Origin of the sequence: Methylobacterium symbioticum (assembly GCF_902141845.1) — a bacterium.
GTDB lineage: Bacteria > Pseudomonadota > Alphaproteobacteria > Rhizobiales > Beijerinckiaceae > Methylobacterium > Methylobacterium symbioticum.
In genome coordinates, this window is the sequence record NZ_CABFPH010000119.1 from 1 (window position 1) to 15353 (window position 15353).

Below are 15353 nucleotides of genomic sequence, written 5' to 3' on the forward strand. Positions count from 1 at the left end.
GCGGCCCTGGCGGGTCGGCGCGGTGGCCGCGGGCCTGCGGGGCGAGGCGCCGCGCGGGCTCACGCGGGCGGAGCGGGGGAGTGTGGCGGTGGAGCATTACGACGGGCTGATCGCCCTCTACGGCGTTGCGATGGGGGTGCGCCACGCGCGCAAGCATCTCGCGGCCTATGCGGAGGCCGGCGGCGGGCTCGACGCCGCCGACCGCACGCGCCTCCTCACCACGACGGATCCGAGCACGGCCCGCGCGCTCCTGCGCGCGGCCTTCGGGGCGCCCGCCCGCGCCATTCCGGAGGCGGCATGACCGATTCGAGCCCGGAGCCCGAGGGTCTGCTCGGCGGCCGCGGCGCGGCCTCCCTCGGCCTGACCGGGGCGGCGGTGCTGAACGCCCTGCCGCTGCCGGTGCTGACGATCGGCCCCGACGAGCGCATCGTCCACTGCAACCATGCGGCCGAGAGCTTCTTCGATTCCTCGGCGCGCCTGATGCAGCGGCGGCAATTGCGGGACATCATCCCCTTCGCCTCGCCGATCATCGCGCTGGTGGCCGAGGTGCGCCGCCGCCGCTCCAGCGTCAGCGAGTACCGGGTCGAGCTGGTCCAGCCCCGCTCCGGCCATGAGCGCAGCGTCGACGTGTTCGCCACCGCTCTGGGCGACAACGGCGAGGCCGTGGTGCTGATGCTCCAGGAGCGCACCATCGCCGACAAGATGAACCGCCAGCTCACCCATCGCGGCGCCGCCCGCTCGATGGTGGCGCTCGGCGCCATGCTCGCCCACGAGATCAAGAACCCGCTCGCGGGCATCCGCGGCGCCGCCCAGCTCCTCGAGCAGTCCGGCGCCGAGGAGGACCGGGTGCTGACCCGGCTGATCTGCGACGAGTCGGACCGGATCGTGCGCATCGTCGAGCGCATGGAGCTGTTCGGCGACGAGCGCCCGGTGGAGCGCGGCGCCGTCAACGTCCACGGCGTGCTCGATCAGGTGAAGCGTTCGGCCCAGTCGGGCTTCGCCCGTCACATCCGCTTCATCGAGACCTACGACCCGTCGCTGCCGCCGGTCCTCGGCAACCGCGACCAGCTCGTGCAGGTGATCCTGAACCTCGTGAAGAACGCGGCCGAGGCGATCGGCGCCGACACGGTGGATGGCGAGATCACCCTGTCCACCGCCTTCCGCACGGGCCTGCGCCTGCAGGTGCCGGGCTCGCGCGAGCGGGTGAGCCTGCCCATCGAGGTGGCGGTGCGCGACAACGGCCCCGGCATCACCGCTGAGCTCCTGCCCGACCTGTTCGACCCCTTCGTCACCACCAAGGCGCAGGGCTCCGGCCTCGGTCTTGCATTGGTGGCCAAGATCGTCGGCGACCACGGGGGCATCGTCGAGTGCGATCCGGTCCCGCGCCGCACCACCTTCCGCCTTCTCCTGCCCATGTCGAGCGCCCGCGACGGGCGCGAATCGGTCGTGGAGGCCGAGTAGAGTCATGCCGAACGGCCACATCATCGTTGCGGACGACGACGCCGCCATCCGCACGGTCCTCAACCAGGCGCTCTCGCGCGCCGGCTACGAGGTCCGCTCCACGGGCAATTGCGCGACCCTGTGGCGCTGGGTGGCGCAGGGGGAGGGCGACCTCGTCATCACCGACGTGGTGATGCCCGACGAGAACGTGTTCGACCTGCTGCCGCGCATCAAGCGCGTGCGGCCGGAACTGCCGATCATCGTGATGAGCGCGCAGAACACCTTCATGACGGCGATCCGCGCCTCGGAGCGCGGCGCCTACGAGTATCTCCCGAAGCCCTTCGACCTGAAGGAGCTGACCGCGATCGTCGGCCGCGCCCTGTCGCGGCCCCGCGGCGCGGCCCCGCCCGGCGCCGGGCCGGAGAACGAGGACATCCCGTTGGTGGGCCGCTCGCCGGCCATGCAGGAGATCTACCGGGCCCTCGCCCGGCTGATGCCGACCGACCTCACCGTGATGATCACGGGCGAGTCGGGCACCGGCAAGGAGCTGGTGGCCCGCGCCCTGCACGATTACGGCCGCCGCCGCTCGGGGCCCTTCGTGCCCGTCAACATGGCGGCGATCCCGCGCGACCTGATCGAATCCGAGCTGTTCGGCCACGAGAAGGGCGCCTTCACCGGCGCGCTCCAGCGCTCGGCCGGCCGCTTCGAGCAGGCCGAGGGCGGCACCCTGTTCCTCGACGAGATCGGCGACATGCCGATGGAGGCGCAGACCCGGCTGCTGCGCGTGCTTCAGCAGGGCGAGTACACCACCGTCGGCGGGCGCGTGCCGATCAAGACCAACGTGCGCATCATCGCGGCCACCAACAAGGACCTGCGCATCTCGATCCAGCAGGGCATCTTCCGCGAGGACCTGTTCTTCCGCCTGAACGTGGTGCCCCTGCGCCTGCCGGCGCTCCGCGAGCGCTCGGAGGACGTGCCGGACCTCGTGCGCCACTTCTTCGTACTGGTCGAGCGCGAGGGGCTGACCCGCAAGACCCTCGACGCCGACGCCATGGAGAAGCTCAAGCGCTACCGCTGGCCGGGCAACGTGCGCGAACTGGAGAACCTCGTCCGGCGGCTCGCCGCGCTCTATCCGCAGGAGACGATCACCGGACCCGTCATCGAGGCGGAGCTCGACACGCTGCCGCTCAGCCCCCCGCAATCGGCAGCGCCCGGCGGCAACGGCGCCCGCAAGGCCGGCGAGTCCGAGAGCCTGTCGAACGCCGTGGAGCGGCACCTGTCCGACTACTTCTCGAACTACCGCGACACCCTGCCGCCGCCCGGCCTCTACCACCGGGTGCTGCGCGAGATCGAGGGCCCGTTGATCGGCGCGGCGCTGGCCGCCACCCGCGGCAACCAGATCCGCGCGGCGGAGCTGCTCGGCGTGAACCGCAACACCCTGCGCAAGAAGGTGCGCGACCTCGACCTGCAGGTGCTGCGCACCTCGCGCTGACCGGCGGGCGATGCGGGGGCGGCATGCCGGCCCCCGCATCGTGAATGGGCTCCCGCCCTGCGGGATGGCAATTTCGCCACAAAAGCGGGTAGTTTCGAAGGTCCGCGGCCCAACCCGACGCGGGACGACGCCCCGGCTCGGCCCCCGACCCGGCCCGGGCGTCCGCCCGAGCAGGATTTTCATGTTCTTCCGCAGACGCAAGACGCTGGATTCGACGCCGATCACGCGCGACGAGACCCCGTTCCCGACGCGCCTGTCCCCGCGCTCGCCCAACGAGGCGATCAAGCCGACCGCCGCCCCCCCGCCGCCCGAGCGGCCGGTGCGCGAGCGCGGCGGCCTCGTCGCCACGATCAGCGGTCTCCTGACCTTCTCCGTGGTCCTCGCCATCGGCGCGATGATCGGGCTGACCCTGTTCCAGCGGCAGATCCACGAGCCCGGCCCGCTGCCGGCCGACAAGGTCGTGGTCATCCCGACCCGCAGCGGCACCAGCGAGATCGCCGAGATCCTGCGCCGCGAGGGCGTGATCGGCCATACCGGCCTGTTCGAGTTCGCCGCCCGCTTCGGCGGCCGCCCGCCGCTCAAGGCCGGCGAGTACAATTTCAAGGCGCGCGCCAGCATCAGCGACGCCATCGACACGGTGACGACCGGCCGCCAGGTCCAGCACGCCATCACCTTCCCCGAGGGCCTCACCAGCGAGCAGATCGTGGCCCGGCTCAACGAGAACGACGTGCTGACGGGCGAGATCGGCGAGATCCCGGGGGAGGGCTCGCTCCTGCCCGACACCTACAAGTTCGAGCGCGGCGCCACCCGGCAGCAGATCGTCAACCTGATGAAGGCGAAGCAGAAGGAGGTGCTGAACCAGATCTGGCAGCGCCGCAGCGCCGAGGTGCCGGTGCGGACCCCGGCCGAGATGGTCACCCTCGCCTCGATCGTCGAGAAGGAGACCGGCCGCGCCGACGAGCGGCCGCGCGTCGCGGGCGTGTTCGTCAACCGCCTGAACAAGCGCATGAAGCTGCAATCGGACCCGACGATCGTCTACGGCCTGGTCGGCGGCCGCGGCACCCTGGGGCGCGGCATCCTGCGCTCCGAGATCGAGCGCGCGACCCCCTACAACACCTACGTGATCGAGGGCCTGCCGCCGGGCCCGATCGCCAATCCGGGCCGCGCCGCCCTCGAAGCGGTGGCCAACCCCTCGCGCACCAAGGACCTCTACTTCGTCGCCGACGGCACCGGCGGCCACACCTTCGCGGATTCGCTGGAGGGCCACCAGCGCAACGTCGCCAAGTGGCGCGCGGTCGAGCGCGCCCGCCAGAACCCGGCGGCGCCCGATGCCGGCAACGTCGACAAGGTCGAGCCGCCGGCGGACCCGAACGCGGCGCCGGGTCGCGCCTCGGCCTACGCGCCCGGCACCAACGTCGCCTTCGACGGGCAGCCCGGCAGCCCCCGCCCGAAGGCCTTCGACGCCTCCGAGGGCACGAAGCTCGATCCGCTGAAGAACAAGACCTACGATCTCAACTCGGCCAAGTCCGTGCCGGTGCTGAAGGAACTGCCCGGCCGCCCCTGACGGGCGCGCCGCGGATCGCCGGAGCGTTCTCCGCCGCCACGAAGACCGATCCGGCGTGAGAGAGCGCGTCACGACAAGGACTTACAGCCGATCCGGATTGCAACGCGATCGGGATCGGCTGTAAGGCTCCGGGCTTCCACGGCGCGGGGCCTGACGAGACCATGATCGCGAGCATGACCGGGTTCGCCCGGGCCACCGGCACCACGGGCCCCGTGCAATGGGCCTGGGAGGTGCGCAGCGTCAACGGACGCGGCCTCGACGTGCGCCTGCGGGTGCCGAACGGCTTCGAGGCGGTGGGCGAGGTGGCCCGCACCGCCCTGCAGAAGACCCTGGCCCGCGGCCAGTGCCAGCTCTCCCTGACCCTGACGAAGCCCGAGACCGCCGTGCGGGTCCGGGTCAACGAGGCGCTGCTGGCGAGCCTCGCCGCAGCGGTCGCCCGGGTGCCGGTGCCGGAAGGCCTCGCGCCCGCCACCATGGACGGGCTGCTGGGCATCCGCGGCGTCATCGAGTCGGAGGAGGAAGCCGCGCCGGAGACGGACTCCCTCGCCCGCGATCTCGCCGAGGGCGTGGTGCGGCTGGTCGCCGATCTCGTCGAGGCCCGCCGCGCCGAGGGCCGGGAGCTCGCCGCCATCGTCGGCGGCCAGGTCGAGCGCATCGCGGCCCTGACCGAGGCCGCGGAGGCGAACCCGGCCCGGAAGCCCGAGGCCGTGCGTGCGCGCCTCGCCGCATCCGTCGCGAGCCTTCTGGAGGGCGGCGGCCTCGATGCCGACCGCCTGCACCAGGAAGCGGTGCTGCTCGCCGCCAAGGCCGATGTCCGCGAGGAACTCGACCGCCTGCGCGCCCATATCGGCGCGGTGCGCGAGTTGCTGGCCCAGGGCGGCGCCATCGGACGGCGCCTCGACTTCCTCGCCCAGGAACTCGGGCGGGAGTCCAACACGCTCTGCGCCAAGGCGAACGATGTGAGCCTCTCGCGGATCGGACTCGACTTGAAGGCCGTGGTGGAGCAATTCCGCGAGCAGGTTCAGAACGTCGAGTGAGCGCGATGCGGCAACAGGGGTGGCGATGACGGAGCCGACACGGCATAAGCCGGACGCGATCGCCCGGCGCGGCCTGATCCTGATCCTGTCCTCGCCCTCGGGGGCGGGCAAGACGACCCTGACCCGGGCCATCGCCCAGGACGGCGGCTGGGGCCTCGACCTCTCGATCTCGGTCACCACGCGGGCGCGCCGCCCCTCCGAGATCGAGGGCCGGCACTACCATTTCATCGAGCGCGAGGCCTTCGACGACCTGCGCGCCCGTGACGACCTGCTCGAATGGGCGGAGGTCCACGGCAATTTCTACGGCACGCCGCGCCGCCCGGTGGAACGGGTGCTGGCGAGCGGCCGGGACATGATCTTCGACATCGACTACCAGGGCACCCGGCAGGTGCGGGCGAAGCTGACGGACGACGTCGTCACGGTGTTCATCCTGCCGCCGAGCATGGCCGAGCTGCGCCAGCGCCTGGAGCGGCGGGCCGAGGACGCGCCCGCCACCATCGAGAAGCGGCTGCTCAACGCCCGCAACGAGATCCAGCGCTGGAGCGAGTACGACTACGTCATCGTCAACGACGACCTGCAGAACGCCTTCACGGCCCTGCAGAGCATCCTCACGGCCGAGCGCCTGAAGCGCACCCGCCGCACCGGGCTCGCGGGATTCGTCGAGGGCCTGCTGTCGGAGGGCGAGGCGAGATCCGGTTGAACGGACCCAAGCCGCCAACGATCCCGTCGCCTCGCCGGGCGTCTATCACGTTTCCATGCCGTACCGGGCAGGGCGTGGCCTCCCTCCCCCCTCTTCGGGGGAGGGTGCCGAACGCAGTGAGGCGGGAGAGGGGAACCCGGCTTCCGGACAGGGTTCAGCGTCGATGCCGAGCGCTCTCTTGCACCGTTGCACCCCTCTCCCGACCCCTGCTGACACAGGGGCCACCCTCCCCCGCAGAGGGGGGAGGGAACGCGCGTTCCCTGATGTGAGGTGAACACGGCAGCCGCCCGGCGGGGCGAGGGACGTGGCGGTTGAAGCCGGATCGGCCGGTCAGGCCGCCCGGCTCGCGGCCTGCGCGCCGAGCCAGGCCCGCATCGCCGCGAAGGTCGCGATGGCGGCCTCGATGAGCGCGGCCTCGCCGGCCGCATCGTCCTCGAACAGGGTCAGCCGCGCGCGGAAGGACGCCCACATCGTCCCCGTCGCCGGGCCGTGCGCCCGGTAATAGGCGAGGCCCTCCTCGGTCAGCCCGTGGACGGAGCCGATATGCCGGCCGATCACCTGGCCGCCGAGGGTCGAGCCCTCCAGCACGTAGAGCGCGCCGGTCGCCGCCGCCGGGCCGGCGAGGCGGATCGGCTCCGGGCGGGGCAGGGCGGCGATGGCCGGTTCGGCGAGCCCGAGGTGACGCAGATCCGCATCGAGCCGGGCGAGCCGCCGCCGCCCGCCCAGGAAGGCTTCGTCGGCCAGCGCCAGCCCGATCGCGGGCTCGTAGGCGGCGTGGAATCCGTGGAGCCGGGCGAGCAGGTCGCGATAACCCGGCAGCGTCGCGACGCGCGCCCGCCAGTCGAGGTCGCGCTCCAATCCCGCGTGCTCCGGCGCAGTCGCCGCCCGCAGGCGGGCGTGCAGGCCATCCCTCATGTGGTCGTCACGGTGAAGCAGGCGCCGGGCGTGTTGGCGACCTCCAGGCGGGCATTGATCTGATCGAGCATCGCCCGGATCAGCTTCATGCCGAGGCCGGTGCCGCGGGGCTTGTTCTCCCATCCGTCCGGCAGGCCGACGCCGTCGTCGCAGACGCGCAGCTTCACCGTGCCCGAGCCCGCCCCGGATACGGTGACCTCGACCCGGCCCTCGCCCGGGACGCGCGCGCCATACTTGAAGGCGTTGGTGACGAGCTCGGTCGCGATCAGCGAGAGCGCCACCGCCTTGCGGTAGGGCACCATCAATCCGGTCTCGGCGGTGAGATCGACGGCATGGCCCTCGCCCGCGATTCCCGCGAGGTCCTTGCACAGGCTCTCGATGGTCTGGCCGAGATCGACCTCCTCGATGCGCTCGGCCTGGTAGAGGCTGTCATGCACCCGCGCGACGCTCATCACCCGCGCCGAGGTGTCCGAGAAGGCCTGCCGCGCATCGGCGTCGGCGATCTGGCGCCGCTGCATCTGGAGGAAGGACGAGACGATCTGGAGGGAGTTCTTGACGCGGTGATCGATCTCCCGGGTCAGGATGTCCTTCTGGATGAGCAGCTTCTCCTTCTCGGCGAGAAGGCCGGTCAGCTCGTCGATCTTGCGGCGCTGGCGCAAGACCACGCCGTCGACCGCCTCGGCAAGGGATTCCGCCAGCGAGACCTGCCAGGGGGCCCAGGGCGCGGCGAAGCCGGTGCGCTCCTCGACCCAGCGCTCGAAGGAGCGCCGCGGCAGCACCGCCACCGGCCCGCTGCCGGCGAGCACGGGTTTGCGCGGGTCGCCGCCCCAGGTCACGGTGCTCGGCACCTCGGGGCGGAACCAGAGCAGCAGGGTCTCCCGCGCCTCGCCGACCGAGATCGCCAGGACGCCGCTCGCGATCTCGCGGTACGGGGCGGCGGCCGGGAGGTCGATGGTGAAGGCACTGCTCGCGAAACTCGTCGCGGTGCCCAGACGGTCGCGCAGCCACGCGGCGATCCCGAGCACTGCGGCTTCCGGCGGCGCCGTGCCGATCAGCGTGACGCGCCCGCCCGTGACGATGCCCGCGCCCGTCGCACCGAACAGGTCGAGGATCGTCACCGGGCCGGCCGTGAGCGCCGAGACGAAGTCGTCCGCCCGGGTCAGCTCGCGCACGAGCCGCCCCTCCGTGTCGAGATGCGCCTGGCGCTCGGCCCAGAGGCTGCGCGCCTCGATCTCCTGCACCCGCATGGCGAAGGCATCGGTGAGCACGGTCGCCGCCGCGCGGGTCTCCGGCGCGACGTAGTGCGGCCGGCGGTGATGGCCGATCATCAGGCCCCAGAGGCGGTTCTCGACCATGATCGAGATCGACATCGAGCCGTTGACGCCGAGATTGCGCTGATATTCCAGGTGGATCGGCGAGAGCGTCCGGTGCTGGGCGAAGGTCAGGTCGACGGGCGCGTTGCCGGCATCCGCGCTCGCCACCAGCGGCACCGGCACCGAGTCGCGGTCCACCACGAAGCGGCTCTTCGCCTTGGTGTAGAGGGCGCGCGCCTGGGCCGGGATGTCGGAGGCGGGAAAGCGCAGGCCGAACAGGCTGCGGCCCCACTCCGCATCCTTGTCCTCGGCGATGGCCTCGCCGTTCCAATCGACGTCGAAGCGGTAGACCAGCACCGATTCGAAGCCGGTGAGCGCGCGGATCTCCAGGGCGGCGATGCGGGCGGCGCCGGCCAGGGTCTCGGCGGCGCGCAGGCGCGCCACCGCCAGCTCGGTGTCGGTCTGCCGGGCCTCGGCGAAATCGTCCGGGTTCTCCGGCGCGCGCTCCAGCTCGACGATGAGGCGGCCGGCATGGGCATGCGCGACGGCGTGATAGGACGTGCCCCCGTCGAGGCGCAGGGTCCGCCGCACGGACCGCCCGTCGCCCAGGGTGCCGCTGGCGAGCCGCGCGCGGATCACGTCGATGAAGGGCAGGGGCAGCACGGCGGCGAGCGGACGCCCGATGGGGAGCGGATCGCCCGCGGGCAGGATCTCGCCGGCATTGGTGCTGTTCGCGACGACCGTCAGGGTTTCCGGATCGGCGGCGAGCATCACGGCGTTCGGCTGGATCGAGCCTGGGATATGGATCGGCTCGCGCTCGCACAGGCCGGGATCGACCGGCTCCGCGCGGAACCGGCTGTCGATCGCCGCCATCACCGCCTCGCGCGGGGCGCCGACGCCGAGGCTCTCCAGGGGCTCGATGGTCAGCCAGCCATGGGCCTGGCCACTGTGCAGCCGCACCCGCGCGCGCAGGGGCTGCGGCATGCGGCCGAACACGAACTCGAAACGCTCGTCGAAGGCGCCGCGGCGATGCCCCGAGAGGAAGCGGCCGAAGAAGCCCGGCGTGTTGGTGCCGGGCGCGATCTCGCGGAAGTAGTTGCGTCCGAGCACCGCCTCGCGCGACAGGCCGGAGAGGGCGCTCGCGGCATCGTTGAAGACGAGGATGCGCCCCGTGGGGTCGAGCCCGATGACCCCCAGGTCGAGCCGATCGAGCTCGTCCGAGGTGAGGCTATCGAGATCGGGATCGACCGTGCCGGGAGCTGCAACCTGCGGCATCAAAGGAATGACCAACGCATCGCCTGGTCGGTATGAAGGGCTGTCGAGGGAAGCGCAATCCTGGGCCATCCGCGATCGACTGCTCTGTTGTCACAGATCAAGTTCAGCATAGTCCAGCTCAGGCGGCCACGCGGCCCGCGATCTCGGTCAGGGCGCCGCTCAATCCCTCCTCGAGAGTGGGGTGATAGACCGGCCGATCGAGCATGGCCGATGCCGTCAGGCCCCGGCCGACCGCGTCGGCGAGGATGTGGCCGAGATGCTCGGCGGCGGGTGCGATCATCTCGGCCCCGAGGAGGCGCCCGGACCGGTCCGCCCAGAGCCGCGCGGCCCCGCAGTTGCGCCCCTCGATGCGGGCACGTCCCTGGTCGCTGTAATCGGCCGCCCCCTCGATCCGGTCCGTGGCGTCCGGATCGTAGGACGCGCCGATGCTCGCCGTCTGCGGATGGGTGAAGACCATGGCGAGGCTCGTCCAGGGCTGCGGCGCCGCCGGCTCCGCGCCGCGGGCGAGCGCGGCGGCGTTGGCACCGGCGATCTCGCCCTGCCGGCTCGCCTCGTGCAGGACCGGGCGCAGGGCGGAGGCATCGCCCGCGATCAGCACCGGCGCGTCGGCGCAGAGCAGGCTGCGGGGGTCGAAATCCGGCATGCCCCGCTCGCCGAGCCGCAGGCCGGCGCGCTCCAGGTCGAGATCCGCCAGATTCGGCGGCCGGCCTGTCGCGGCGAGCACGCGGTCGAAGGCCGCCTCGCCCCGGCTGCCGTCCGGCGCCGTCCAGGCCAGGCGCAGGCCCGCGCCGGCGGCCTCGGCGGAGGCGATCTCGGTCTCCATGTGCAGGTCGATCTCGGCGGCGAAGATCGCGCGGGCCGCCCGGACGAGGTCGGGATGCGTGAGGCCGGCCAGGGCCGGGCCGGTGTCGAACAGGCTGACAGTGACGCCGAGGCGGGCCATGGCCTGGGCCAGCTCGATGCCGACGGGGCCGCCGCCGAGCACGGCGAGGGAGGCGGGCAAATCGGGGATCTCGAAGAGCGTGTCCGTGGTGAGCACCCGCTCGGCGAGCCCCTGCAGCGGCTTCGGCAGGCTGGGGCTCGAACCGGTGGCGATCACCGCGGCGCGGAAGCGGACCAGGGTGTGATCGTCCACCGCGAGGGTGCGCGGGTCCCGGAATCGGGCATGGCCGGCGAGGCGGCACTCCGGGTCGATCGCATCGAGGGAGTCGAACACGGCGCCGACGAAGCGGTCGCGTTCGGCGCGCAGCCGCCCCAGCACAGCCGGTCCGTCGACCGTGACGGTGCCGACCCGCACGCCGAACAGGCCGGCGCCGCGGGCCTCGTGCGCGGCGGCGCCGGCGGCGATCAGCAGCTTCGAGGGCATGCAGCCGACGCGGGCGCAGGTGGTGCCGCCGGGGCCGCGCTCGATCAGCACGGTGCGGGCGCCGGCCTTGGCGGCCGCGCGGCAGGCGGCGATCCCGGCGGTCCCGGCCCCGATCACGGCCACGTCGCAGGTCAGTTCACGCATCCCGTCTCCGCAGCCTTCCGCGGCCGGCGATGCGGGCGGCATCGGCGGCTCCGGCTGGCAACAGTGCAGGTGCACGAACGTTCCCCGTGCCGGCCCCTCGCCGAGCGAGGGGCCGGTGCCGGGTCGACCGGCGGGTCCGTCAGCTCGGGCGGTTGGCCGCGCCGCCGAGATGGAACACGCGGTGCGGCACCAGCTCGCCCCGCTCCACGTCGCCCACCGCCACGAGGATGCCGCCGCAGGTCGCGAAGACCTTGCCGCCCACCGGCGCGTCGCGCCCGCGCAGGATCACCGACTGCCCGCGCATCAGGCGCAGGGCCATGTCGCGCGAGACAGCGGTCGAGGGCACCCCGTCGAGGGCCGTCTCGACCGGGTGGAGGCGGCTGAGATTGGCCTCGGCGTTCTCGGCGTCGAGCGTGTCGACCGCGCAGGAATCGGCCTCGGTGAAGGGGCCGACGCGGGTGCGGCGCAGGGCCGAGACGTGGCCGTAGCAGCCGAGCAGCCGGCCGAGGTCGCGGGCGAGCGCCCGGACATAGGTGCCCTTGCCGCACTCGGCCTCGATCACGGTGTGGTCGGCCTCGTGCTCGACCACCGCGAGACGGTCGATCTGCACGGGACGTGCGGCGAGTTCCACCACCTCGCCGTCGCGGGCGAGATCGTAGGCGCGCTCGCCCTGGATCTTGATGGCGGAATAGCGCGGCGGCACCTGCTCGATGGCGCCGAGGAAGTTCGGCAGCGCCGCCTCGACGGCCTCGCGGGTCGGGCGCGCCTCGCTCGTCGCGACGGGACGACCCTCGCCGTCATCGGTATCGGTCTCGGTGCCCCAGGCCACGGTGAAGCGGTAGGCCTTGCGGCCGTCCATCACGAAGGGCACCGTCTTGGTCGCCTCCCCGAGCGCGATCGGCAGGATGCCGGAGGCCAGCGGGTCGAGGGTGCCGGCATGGCCCGCCTTCTTGGCGTTGAACAGCCGCTTCACCACCGCGACGGCGTGGGTCGAGGTCATGCCGACGCCCTTGTCGAGGATGACCCAGCCGGAGACGTCGCGCTTGCGCGGCCGGTCGGGCCGCGGCGCGCCGCGCTGCGAGCGGCGCTCGGGTCCGGGCCGGCGCTCGCGGGTGAAGGGCATCTCGGCAGCGGCCGGACGTTCCGGGGGCGGCAGGTCGTTGATCAAAACCGTCACTGTCCTCTCATGCAGCGGGGCGACCACCTCGCGCCCGGGCCGCGGTCCAAAGAAATGAGTCAACGCCGTCCCGGCTGTCCGGGATTCGAAAGGGGTCACCCCTTTCGCGGGTCCAGGGCGGAGCCCTGGGATCATCATGTCAGGGCTTCGCCCCGACACCCCACCGAAGGGACTTGTCCCTTCGGAAACCCCGGACTCTCAGGCGTCGGGCTCGTCGTCCGTCGGGGCGACGAGGTCGCGCTTCACCCGCTCGTCGCGCAGCAGGCGGTCGATGCGGGCCGCCTCGTCGAAGGTCTCGTCGCGGCGGAAGCGCAGCTCCGGCGCGTATTTCAGGTTCACGCGGCGGGCCACCTCCTGCCGCAGCACCTTGCGGTTACGGTCGAGCGCGGCGAGCACCGGCGCCTCGTCCTGGCCGCCCAGCGGCATGACGTAGGCGGTGGCGAGCTTCAGGTCCGGCGACATCCGCACCTCCGGCACGGTGATGACGTGCGAGGACAGGGTCGGATCCTGCACATTGCCGCGCTGGAGCACTTCGGCCAGCGCATGACGCACGAGTTCGGCCACGCGCTGCTGGCGCTGCGAGGGACCGGCGGATTGGGGTTTCTGGGCCATGTCTCAACAGATGTCCGGCCCCGGCGCGGGATCGGCCGCGAGCGGGGGTTCGAAAGGAAACGGCGGCCGCAGCGGAAGGCTGCAGCCGCCGTGCCAGGCCGTCAGCGGCCGTATCAGAGCGTGCGGCGGATCTCCTCGACCCGATAGCACTCGATGGTGTCGCCGGCGCGCATGTTCTCGAAGTTCTCGAAGGCCATGCCGCATTCCTGGCCGGAGGTGACCTCCTTGGCGTCGTCCTTGAAGCGCTTGAGCGTCTTCAGCTTGCCCTCGTGGATCACCACGCTGTCGCGGATCAGGCGGACATGGGCGCCGCGCTCGACGATACCGTCCATGACGCGGCAACCCGCGACCTTGCCGACCTTCGAGACCTCGAACACCTCTTGGATGACCGCCTCGCCCAGCCGCTCCTCGCGGAGGGTCGGCGGCAGCATGCCCGACAGCGTGGCTTTGATGTCGTCCACGAGGTCGTAGATGATGTTGTAGTAGCGGATGTCGACGCCGTTGCGCTCGGCCGCCTCGCGCGCTTCCTTGTGGGCCCGCACGTTGAAGCCGATGACGAAGGCCTTCGAGGCCTGCGCCAGGGTGATGTCGGACTCGGTGATCCCGCCGACGCCCGCGAGCAGGATGCGCGCGCCGACCTCGTCGTTGCCGAGCTTCTCCAGCGCGCCGGAGATCGCCTCGACCGAGCCCTGCACGTCGCCCTTGATGACGACCGGCAGCTCCTTGCGGCCGGCGCCTTCCTTCATCTCGCGCATCATGTCGACGAGCGAGCGGTTGGCGCCGCCGCTGCGGGCGGCCGCGCGCTCGCGCTTCAGGCGGGCGCGGTACTCGGTGACCTCGCGGGCGCGAGCCTCGCTCGGCACCACGATGACGCGGTCGCCGGCATCGGGCGTGCCGTTGAAGCCGAGCACCTCCACCGGCACCGACGGGCCGGCATACTGGACGTGCTCGCCCTGGTCGTCGATCAGCGCGCGGACCTTGCCCCACTCGGCGCCGGCCACGACGATGTCGCCGGTGAAGAGCGTGCCGCGCTGCACGAGCACGGTGGCCACCGGGCCGCGGCCGCGGTCGAGCTGGGCCTCGATCACCGTGCCCTCGCCGTCGCGCTTCTCGTTGGCGCGCAGGTTCATGATCTCGGCCTGGATCTGGATACCCTCCAGCAGGTCGGGCAGGCCCTGCCCGGTTTTGGCGGAGACCTCGAATTCCAGGGTCTCGCCGCCCATCGACTCGACCTGGATGTCGTGCTGCAGCAGCTCCGTGCGGACCCGCTCCGGCTTGGCGTCCGGCTTGTCGATCTTGTTGACGGCGATGATCATCGGGACGTTCGCCGCCTTGGCGTGCTGAATCGCCTCGATCGTCTGGGGCATCACGCCGTCATCGGCCGCCACCACGATCACCACGATATCCGTCACCTTGGCGCCGCGGGCGCGCATGGAGGTGAAGGCCGCGTGGCCGGGGGTGTCGATGAAGGTGACGAGATCGCCCGACGGCGCGGCCACCTGATAGGCGCCGATATGCTGGGTGATGCCGCCGGCCTCGCCCTCGACCACGTTCGCCTTGCGGATGGCGTCGAGCAGCGAGGTCTTGCCGTGGTCGACGTGACCCATGATCGTGACGACCGGCGGACGGGGATCGAGATCCTCCTCCAGATCCGGCTCGTCCGAGGTCAGGCCTTCCTCGACATCCGACTCGGCGACGCGGCGCACGGTGTGGCCGAGCTCCTCGGCGATGAGCTGGGCGGTGTCCGAATCGATCACGTCGGTGATCTTGTGGATCTGGCCCTGCTTCATCAGCAGACGGATGACGTCCACGGCCCGCTCCGACATGCGGTTGGCGAGTTCCTGGATGGTGATCGTCTCGGGGATAACCACGTCGCGGGACAGCTTCTCTTTCTGCTCAACGTGCCGATGGCCGCTCATGCGCTGCTGGCGGCGCCGGAACGAGGCGACGGAGCGCGTGCGCTCGTCCTCGCCCGAGGTGGCGTTGGCGATGGTGAGGCGGCCGCGGTTGCTGCGGTCGGCACCGGGGGATTTCGGCGTCTTGGGCGCGGCGATGATCTTGAGCGGCTGACCGGGGCGCCGGATCACGCGCTTGGTCTCGCTCTCGTCCTCCATCGCGGCGGCGCGGCCGGGAGCCGGGCGTGCGGCGGTGGCCGAGGTGGGACGCGCGGCGGTGGTCGGCGTCGCAGCCTTCTCCGGCTCCGGCGCGGGGGCCGGACGGGCCATGAAGTTCAGGTCGCGCGGCTTGCGCACGTCCGCCGTGAGGGTGCGGCGCGGCTCGGTCGAGGCCGGGCGCGGGGTCAGCGGCGGGCGGGCGGC

The 15353-nt window shown here is 72.1% G+C and carries 11 protein-coding genes and 1 pseudogene; 6 read left to right on the forward strand and 6 right to left on the reverse strand.

The genetic code is table 11. The features are described from left to right. The 6 genes and pseudogenes from MET9862_RS24930 to gmk form a co-directional block, all read left to right on the forward strand. Nucleotides 1–301: pseudogene (locus MET9862_RS24930) on the forward strand (tRNA dihydrouridine synthase DusB); the annotation flags it as partial. Further along, nucleotides 298–1461, forward strand: a complete 1164-nt coding sequence (locus MET9862_RS24935; protein WP_244612896.1) for a two-component system sensor histidine kinase NtrB — start codon at nt 298–300, stop codon at nt 1459–1461. The pseudogene MET9862_RS24930 and the gene MET9862_RS24935, both read left to right, overlap by 4 nt. Before the next feature lie 4 nt (nt 1462–1465). Continuing rightward, nucleotides 1466–2932 carry a nitrogen regulation protein NR(I) gene (ntrC, locus tag MET9862_RS24940; protein WP_142585663.1) on the forward strand — a complete coding sequence of 489 codons (1467 nt, stop codon included), beginning with the start codon at nt 1466–1468 and terminating at the stop codon, nt 2930–2932. A 181-nt stretch (nt 2933–3113) separates the two neighbouring features. Further along, nucleotides 3114–4496: an endolytic transglycosylase MltG gene (gene mltG, locus MET9862_RS24945; protein WP_142585664.1), complete on the forward strand. Its 1383-nt coding sequence runs from the start codon at nt 3114–3116 to the stop codon at nt 4494–4496. 173 nt (nt 4497–4669) lie between these two features. Further along, on the forward strand, nt 4670–5533 hold the full coding sequence (locus MET9862_RS24950) for a YicC/YloC family endoribonuclease (RefSeq protein WP_244612897.1): 864 nt from the start codon (nt 4670–4672) through the stop codon (nt 5531–5533). Nucleotides 5534–5558: 25 nt separating this feature from the next. Further along, the gene (gmk, locus tag MET9862_RS24955; protein WP_142585666.1) at nt 5559–6233 is read left to right on the forward strand and encodes a guanylate kinase; all 675 of its coding nucleotides are present in this window, start codon (nt 5559–5561) and stop codon (nt 6231–6233) included. A 330-nt stretch (nt 6234–6563) separates the two neighbouring features. Here the strand turns inward: gmk and MET9862_RS24965 are convergent, their stop codons facing one another. The 6 genes from MET9862_RS24965 to infB all read right to left on the reverse strand — a co-directional run. Further along, a complete protein-coding gene (locus tag MET9862_RS24965) occupies nt 6564–7148 on the reverse strand; it encodes a biliverdin-producing heme oxygenase (protein ID WP_142585667.1) in 585 nt (194 codons plus the stop codon). Continuing rightward, nucleotides 7145–9736, reverse strand: coding sequence for a histidine kinase dimerization/phosphoacceptor domain -containing protein (locus MET9862_RS24970; protein WP_142585668.1), 2592 nt, complete (start codon nt 9734–9736; stop codon nt 7145–7147). The genes MET9862_RS24965 and MET9862_RS24970 overlap by 4 nt, the downstream gene beginning before the upstream one ends. A gap of 118 nt (nt 9737–9854) precedes the next feature. Next, nucleotides 9855–11246 carry a dihydrolipoyl dehydrogenase gene (locus MET9862_RS24975; RefSeq protein ID WP_142585669.1) on the reverse strand — a complete coding sequence of 464 codons (1392 nt, stop codon included), beginning with the start codon at nt 11244–11246 and terminating at the stop codon, nt 9855–9857. A 139-nt stretch (nt 11247–11385) separates the two neighbouring features. Continuing rightward, nucleotides 11386–12369 (reverse strand): tRNA pseudouridine(55) synthase TruB, encoded by a 984-nt coding sequence (truB, locus tag MET9862_RS24980; RefSeq protein WP_142585673.1) that lies wholly within the window; start codon nt 12367–12369, stop codon nt 11386–11388. Nucleotides 12370–12621: 252 nt separating this feature from the next. Then, the gene (rbfA, locus tag MET9862_RS24985; protein ID WP_142585670.1) at nt 12622–13035 is read right to left on the reverse strand and encodes a 30S ribosome-binding factor RbfA; all 414 of its coding nucleotides are present in this window, start codon (nt 13033–13035) and stop codon (nt 12622–12624) included. A 113-nt stretch (nt 13036–13148) separates the two neighbouring features. Beyond that, a partial coding sequence (gene infB, locus MET9862_RS24990; RefSeq protein WP_142585671.1) for a translation initiation factor IF-2 occupies nt 13149–15353 on the reverse strand: 2205 nt, incomplete at its 5' end.

Coding starts and splice junctions, on each gene's coding strand:
- mltG (WP_142585664.1), top strand. CDS start 3,114: ATGTTCTTCCGCAGACGCAAGACGCTGGATTCGACGCCGATCACGCGC.
- MET9862_RS24935 (WP_244612896.1), top strand. CDS start 298: ATGACCGATTCGAGCCCGGAGCCCGAGGGTCTGCTCGGCGGCCGCGGC.
- MET9862_RS24965 (WP_142585667.1), bottom strand. CDS start 7,148: ATGAGGGATGGCCTGCACGCCCGCCTGCGGGCGGCGACTGCGCCGGAG.
- MET9862_RS24950 (WP_244612897.1), top strand. CDS start 4,670: ATGACCGGGTTCGCCCGGGCCACCGGCACCACGGGCCCCGTGCAATGG.
- truB (WP_142585673.1), bottom strand. CDS start 12,369: ATGCCCTTCACCCGCGAGCGCCGGCCCGGACCCGAGCGCCGCTCGCAG.
- rbfA (WP_142585670.1), bottom strand. CDS start 13,035: ATGGCCCAGAAACCCCAATCCGCCGGTCCCTCGCAGCGCCAGCAGCGC.
- MET9862_RS24975 (WP_142585669.1), bottom strand. CDS start 11,246: ATGCGTGAACTGACCTGCGACGTGGCCGTGATCGGGGCCGGGACCGCC.
- ntrC (WP_142585663.1), top strand. CDS start 1,466: ATGCCGAACGGCCACATCATCGTTGCGGACGACGACGCCGCCATCCGC.
- gmk (WP_142585666.1), top strand. CDS start 5,559: ATGACGGAGCCGACACGGCATAAGCCGGACGCGATCGCCCGGCGCGGC.
- MET9862_RS24970 (WP_142585668.1), bottom strand. CDS start 9,736: ATGCCGCAGGTTGCAGCTCCCGGCACGGTCGATCCCGATCTCGATAGC.